Source organism: Klebsiella sp. S69, assembly GCF_016516145.1.
GTDB classification, from domain to species: Bacteria; Pseudomonadota; Gammaproteobacteria; order Enterobacterales; family Enterobacteriaceae; genus Klebsiella; species Klebsiella oxytoca.
The window spans coordinates 1-5,273 of sequence record NZ_JACVUU010000053.1 but is presented as its reverse complement, the minus strand read 5'-3'; the positions used below and the strand labels follow the sequence as shown (position 1 = coordinate 5,273).

At 51.7% G+C, this 5,273-nt stretch carries 4 protein-coding genes and 1 pseudogene; 3 read left to right on the top strand and 2 right to left on the bottom strand.

The window, feature by feature from the left end:
* Positions 1 to 155: 155 nt before the first annotated feature.
* Positions 156 to 908: a response regulator transcription factor gene (locus tag IAE27_RS28970; RefSeq protein WP_200093393.1), complete on the top strand. Its 753-nt coding sequence runs from the start codon at positions 156 to 158 to the stop codon at positions 906 to 908.
* Positions 896 to 2,260 carry an ATP-binding protein gene (locus tag IAE27_RS28965; RefSeq protein WP_227685343.1) on the top strand — a complete coding sequence of 455 codons (1,365 nt, stop codon included), beginning with the start codon at positions 896 to 898 and terminating at the stop codon, positions 2,258 to 2,260. Before IAE27_RS28970 ends, IAE27_RS28965 begins: the two co-directional genes overlap by 13 nt.
* On the opposite strand, the gene IAE27_RS28960 is transcribed toward IAE27_RS28965, so the two are convergent.
* Positions 2,250 to 4,184, bottom strand: coding sequence for a TonB-dependent receptor domain-containing protein (locus tag IAE27_RS28960; RefSeq protein ID WP_200093392.1), 1,935 nt, complete (start codon positions 4,182 to 4,184; stop codon positions 2,250 to 2,252). The genes IAE27_RS28965 and IAE27_RS28960 overlap by 11 nt on opposite strands.
* Positions 4,185 to 4,370: 186 nt before the next feature.
* Between IAE27_RS28960 and IAE27_RS28955 the strand changes: the two are divergent.
* Positions 4,371 to 4,673: pseudogene (locus IAE27_RS28955) on the top strand (DNA-binding protein); the annotation flags it as partial.
* Positions 4,674 to 4,776: 103 nt separating this feature from the next.
* Here IAE27_RS28955 and IAE27_RS28950 read toward each other — a convergent pair.
* Positions 4,777 to 5,064 carry a chorismate mutase gene (locus tag IAE27_RS28950; RefSeq protein WP_042938777.1) on the bottom strand — a complete coding sequence of 96 codons (288 nt, stop codon included), beginning with the start codon at positions 5,062 to 5,064 and terminating at the stop codon, positions 4,777 to 4,779.
* Positions 5,065 to 5,273: the final 209 nt, after the last annotated feature.

The window sequence follows — 5,273 nt, the reverse complement described above, 5'->3', positions numbered from 1 at the left end:
ACATCGAAAAAAACAGCATGTTATCTGACGACTTCTTAATGCGACAGAGCCGTAAATCGATAACTTCAGCTATAAATAGTTAATGAAAATAACACGCATTATCATTATGTAGTATGATTAGTATTCTTTCAGCAACGTCTGATTCGGCAGTTTTAATGAATGATTTTATCCTTCCTTTCAAAGTGTTAGTAGTCGATGATCACCGAAAAATTCGTGAACCGCTTGCTGCATGGCTGCGGCGTCAGCGCCTAAATGTCATCACGGCTGATGATGCTACCTCAATGTGGTCAATGCTGCGTTCAAACATCTTTAACCTGATCGTTCTGGATGTCATGCTGCCCGACGGTGACGGCATGTTGCTTTGCCAGCAGATTCAGCGCAAATACAAAACGCCTGTCATCCTGCTTACGGCGAAGGACTCGCTTGACGACCGGATCAATGGGCTGGAGATGGGGGCTGATGATTACGTGGTAAAGCCATTCGAGCCGCGTGAGCTACTTGCCCGCATCCATACCGTGCTGAGGCGTGCCCGGAGAACTGATGGACCACAGCATACAGTTCACCTACGGTCCGATCGTACGATGAATTTTTCCGGGTTGATCTACCGGCCGATCTGCCGCACGGTCACCAATCCACAGGGGATAACTCTGAAGCTGAGTACTGTGGAAGCCAGGCTCCTGACCGTTTTTCTCTCCAGCTCGGGGGCTGTACTCACCCGGGAAGTGCTGATGGATCGCTGCATAACGCCCGGAAATGAGGTTTTTGACCGGGCAATCGATCGACAGGTCAGCCGCCTAAGAAACCGCCTGCAGCAGTTGCTTCCGGGCGTTGTTCTGTTGGATACGGTATGGGGAGAGGGCTACCGTTTGGTTTCGCAGGTTGAGGCGTGCGACGAATGCCTCAGCTAAAACTCCTGCTGCCGCAGAGAATGATGAGCCAGCTTGGTTTGCTGATGGTTTCGGCAATTGTGATAGCCAATCTGCTCGCGGTAGGCGGCCTTCAACTGATCGGTAATTTGCTCTCACCCGCCACGCGTAATCTGGCTGTGGAACGTATTGAGCTGGCCTATCTTGCCAGCCAGTTGGATGCAGGTCCTCCGTTACATATTCTTCGTGAGGATGGCGCCAGGTTCTGGATTGCCGATCATGCTGAAGTGACGCCTTTTCCCATGCGGCGTGAAGAGCGGCGACTGCGTGATGCTATTTTGAAGTTAAAGGGATTTGCGCCGGACATGCAGGTGACGTTTCAGCTCGAGCGTTCCAACGGTGGCCCGGCGCGCTGGCATCTCTTTAGTACGGAAAATAACGACCCTTTAAGGCTGCGATCAACGCTCTCTTTGCCTGACGGGACTTATCTGAACGGCATACAGCCACTTGATCCGGCATATGCATGGATACAGCTGCTCTCACTGTCACTGGTCATCATGACGGTTCCGCTGATCCTGCTGAGTCTTTACTTCACCCACCGCGTTGTCAGGCCGATTCAGCGACTTGCCGCCGCCACTGATGCCCTTAGTCGGGGAGACTGGACCGGTAGTCTACCTCTCGTAGGCCCGCGGGAATCGAAAGATCTGACGGGTAGCTTTAATCTGATGCAGCAACGTCTTGCCCGGCATCTGGAAGGCAAGACCCGTATGCTGGCCTCAATGAGCCACGACTTCAACACGCCGCTGACAGAACTGCGCCTGCAGATAGAGCTGATGGACGCCGGAGAGGCTCGTGATGACATGCTGGAGAGTCTCACTGAATTGCAGAGTATGGTCGGTGAAACGCTGAACTTTATCCGTGATGAAACGCCGCAGGAGAAGACCTGCCGCTGCAACCTGAGTAAGTTACTGAGCGATCTGACGCATCGTTACGGCCAAAAAGGCGAGTCAGTTAACTGGCAGGGAGAGGCAGATATTACGATCAACTGCCGACCGCTGGCGATAAAACGGGTACTAAGCAATCTTATTGGGAACTCATTGAGCTATGCAGGCCAGGCATCCGTCATACTCACAACGGAGAGCAACATGGTAAGGATAGATGTTCTGGACAGCGGCCCGGGTATCCCGGAGAAACAGCTTGAGCAGGTCTTCGAACCCTTCGTTCGCCTGGATAATAATCGCGCCGCCCGACACCACTTTGGCGGCGGGCTGGGTTTAGGTTTATCGATTGCCCGTGCTTGCGTCCATGCCCACGGCGGCGAGCTGAGCCTGAAGAATCGCTCGCCCGCCGGTTTATGTGCAACGATTTTGCTGCCACGAGCGATCAGAAGCTGAGTGTCACTCCCCCCCAGAAGGTTCGACCGTAGTTGACCGTACCGTAGGTTTCGTCGTTCAGACGCTTATCGCCAATGTTGTAAATAGCGCCATTGAGGGCCAGATTCCGGCTAAGCTGATGTGACACGCCAGCATCTGCCGTCAGGTAATCGGGGGCCGGTTCAGCGGTAACGGAGGTCCCGTACTCTTTACCGTAATAGTTAGCCGCTGCCCAAAACTGCGTTTGTCCCGTGTAATCCCATTCGCTGCGCAGGCTGGCTTTATGCTTAGCAGTTAAAGCCAGAGGCGCCCCCTTATTGCTGCCGCTTTTCTGCTCTGAATCCAGGAAGGTATAGTTAGCCTTTAACGATAGCTCAGGCGTTATCTTCCAGCTGCCGGTTAATTCCGCGCCTCTGATGATCGCTTTATCGATATTGATACGCTCCATCACAATATAACCGTTCCAGCGTCGATCCGTCGTTAGCGTGGAAAGCTTGTCCTGGAAGTCGTTGTAGAAGAGCGTAGCGCTGGCAGAAAGATCGTCACGATTCGACCACATCGTGGAAAGCTCGTAATTGATACTGGTTTCAGGCTTCAGATTGGGATTACCGAGCATGGCCCAGGTATTGCGGCGCAGTACCGCGTAATCGTCAATCACAGCGCGAATTTCCGGCGCCTTAAAGCCTCGCGCGACGCCGCCTTTCAGGGTCCACTCATCACTGACATACCAGACGCCATATAAGCGCGGGCTGTAGTGATTGTCGTACTGTTCGTGATTATCAAAGCGTAATCCACCGGTGAGTGAGAACGCTTCAGCGAGCCGCCATTCGTCCTCGATGAACAGCGCTCGTTGCACCACGCTATAGCGATGATCCTGGCGTGTACCATCTCCCTGGTTCCAGTCTTTTAGCTCATTTTCCTGCCACTGTCCGCCCAACGTGGCGGTATGGTACATGGTTGGCACGATCAGTTTTGCATCCAGCACGCTATTTTTGATGGTGGGTTTGCGGCCGTAAACGTCACTTTGTGAAGGGCTGGCTAATCCTTCACGGCTGGTTTTTTCCTGAGCAAAAGAAACCGTCGATGTTCCCCAGCCCCAGCGTCCATCGTAGCTGACAGACCAGTGATCGCGGTTATTTTTTTGTTCACGCGTCGCCCAATTTGCACTCTCGCCGTCACCGTTTTTCAGGCGACTGACGCCGCCTTCAAGCTGCAGCTCGTGATTATCGGTTGGCACGAATGACAGCCTCCCAGTTACGTCCTTATGGTCGGCTTTGCTGAAGCCATTGGTGTTCTGCACATCATCATCGGCCTGACGATCCAGATAGCGCCCCCATAGCTGTAAGCCCAGCTTGTCATCGACCAGGGGACCCGCCAGGTAAAACTGTGTGTTTGCCGCATTGCCCTGGTCGTCATCCTGGCGAGCAGCATAATCCCAGGAGAGCGACCCACCCCACTGCTTATTGACCTTACGAGTAATGATATTGATGACTCCGCCAATCGCATCTGACCCATAAAGCGATGACATTGGCCCGCGGATCACCTCAATACGTTCGATGGCGGCCGCCGGCGGGATAAAACTCTGCTCATAACCGGCATTGCCATTCACCCGGGAATCGCGGCCACTCTGGCGCTTTCCATCAACAAGGATCAGCGTGTAATCCCCCGGCATGCCGCGAATGGAGATGTCATTTTCATTGGTGCCACCGATGATGGCTACACCTTCAACATCACGAACGGCATCAGCCAGGTTTTGGATAGAACGTTTACGAAGTTCCTCGCCTGAAATCACGGTCACTGACGCGGGTGCATCTTCCAGGCGCTGTTCAAATCCGGATGCTGTGACCACTATTGTCTCTGACTCTGCTGCGCTGGCTGCTGAAGTGAATAGCAGGATCAGAATGGCTAATTCAGTTTGCTTAAATTTAATAGTTGAGTTGTTCATGAGTGATTAACGTCCCAAAAAGAAGCAGTAATACTAATCATTCGCATCTGAAAAAGTTGGACAAAGTTAGACAGATAAGTGAGCCCTGGACCAATGACTGCCAGCGTATGCTACCTAAGATTACCAGGAAGGGCTCTGTCGCATTAAGAAGTCGTCAGATAACATGCTGTTTTTTTCGATGTTACCAAACAGGCACCTGCACCTGACCCACGCTTTCCGAATGCCCGCCAGGCCTGGGTGGCTGAAGAGGAAACTTTATTACTGGATGCGCTCGATGGCGTCCCGAATGATGATATTGGTAAGCATCTTTTCTGGCTTTCCGAGAAACTGGGGAGAACGCCGTTCAGTGTCGCCTGCAAAATCGCATCACAAAGACATCTGAAAAATGGCTGGAAAGAGCAGTTCAGGGAGGTTTCGGATAAAATTCGTTTGTCCGGTCTGAGTATCAGTGAATATCAGAAACAGAACGGTACGGACCTAAAAGCCTGAATGCCATTTTCGTTTGTAGCTTTACCAAATGCGCCGAAAAGCCCCGTCCTTCAGGGCGAGGGAGAATGTCAACTTGTATTACGCGGTACGGGAAGACCGAGGATCATTTCACTAATCGGCTATGTTGCTCCAGCTCGTACTCAATAAATGCACTAATCATGCTGCGATAGACTTTTTCAATGATGACTTCAGGAAGGCCTTCATTCGATGCCCTTTCACGAACCCGGTCGATGACCTGTTGTACTCTGTCAGGTGCACGCACGGATGCCTGATCTGTTTTAAACGCCGCAGCAGCTTTAACGCATTGAGCACGTTGAGCTATGAGTTTGACCAACTCACTGTCTATCTGATCGATATGATTTCTGACATCAGTGATAGAGGTATATTCCACGAAACAGATCCCATCAACTAGTACAAGAGATCGATATATTATAATAAACACAACGGAAAGCAAAACAGATTCCCCCGTCCCCGTGAATGGGGGTAATCGCACAGGAAAAGCCCCTTTTACGGTTCTGTCGCATTAAGAAGTCGTCAGATAACATGTTGTTTTTTGCGATGTTACCTGACTATGCAGCTGATCCGAAAAGCCTTCAAACG

Bases quoted from the DNA above. Each gene is read 5' to 3' on its own strand.
- IAE27_RS28970 (WP_200093393.1), top strand. From the start codon at position 156: ATGAATGATTTTATCCTTCCTTTCAAAGTGTTAGTAGTCGATGATCAC.
- IAE27_RS28965 (WP_227685343.1), top strand. From the start codon at position 896: ATGCCTCAGCTAAAACTCCTGCTGCCGCAGAGAATGATGAGCCAGCTT.
- IAE27_RS28960 (WP_200093392.1), bottom strand. From the start codon at position 4,184: ATGAACAACTCAACTATTAAATTTAAGCAAACTGAATTAGCCATTCTG.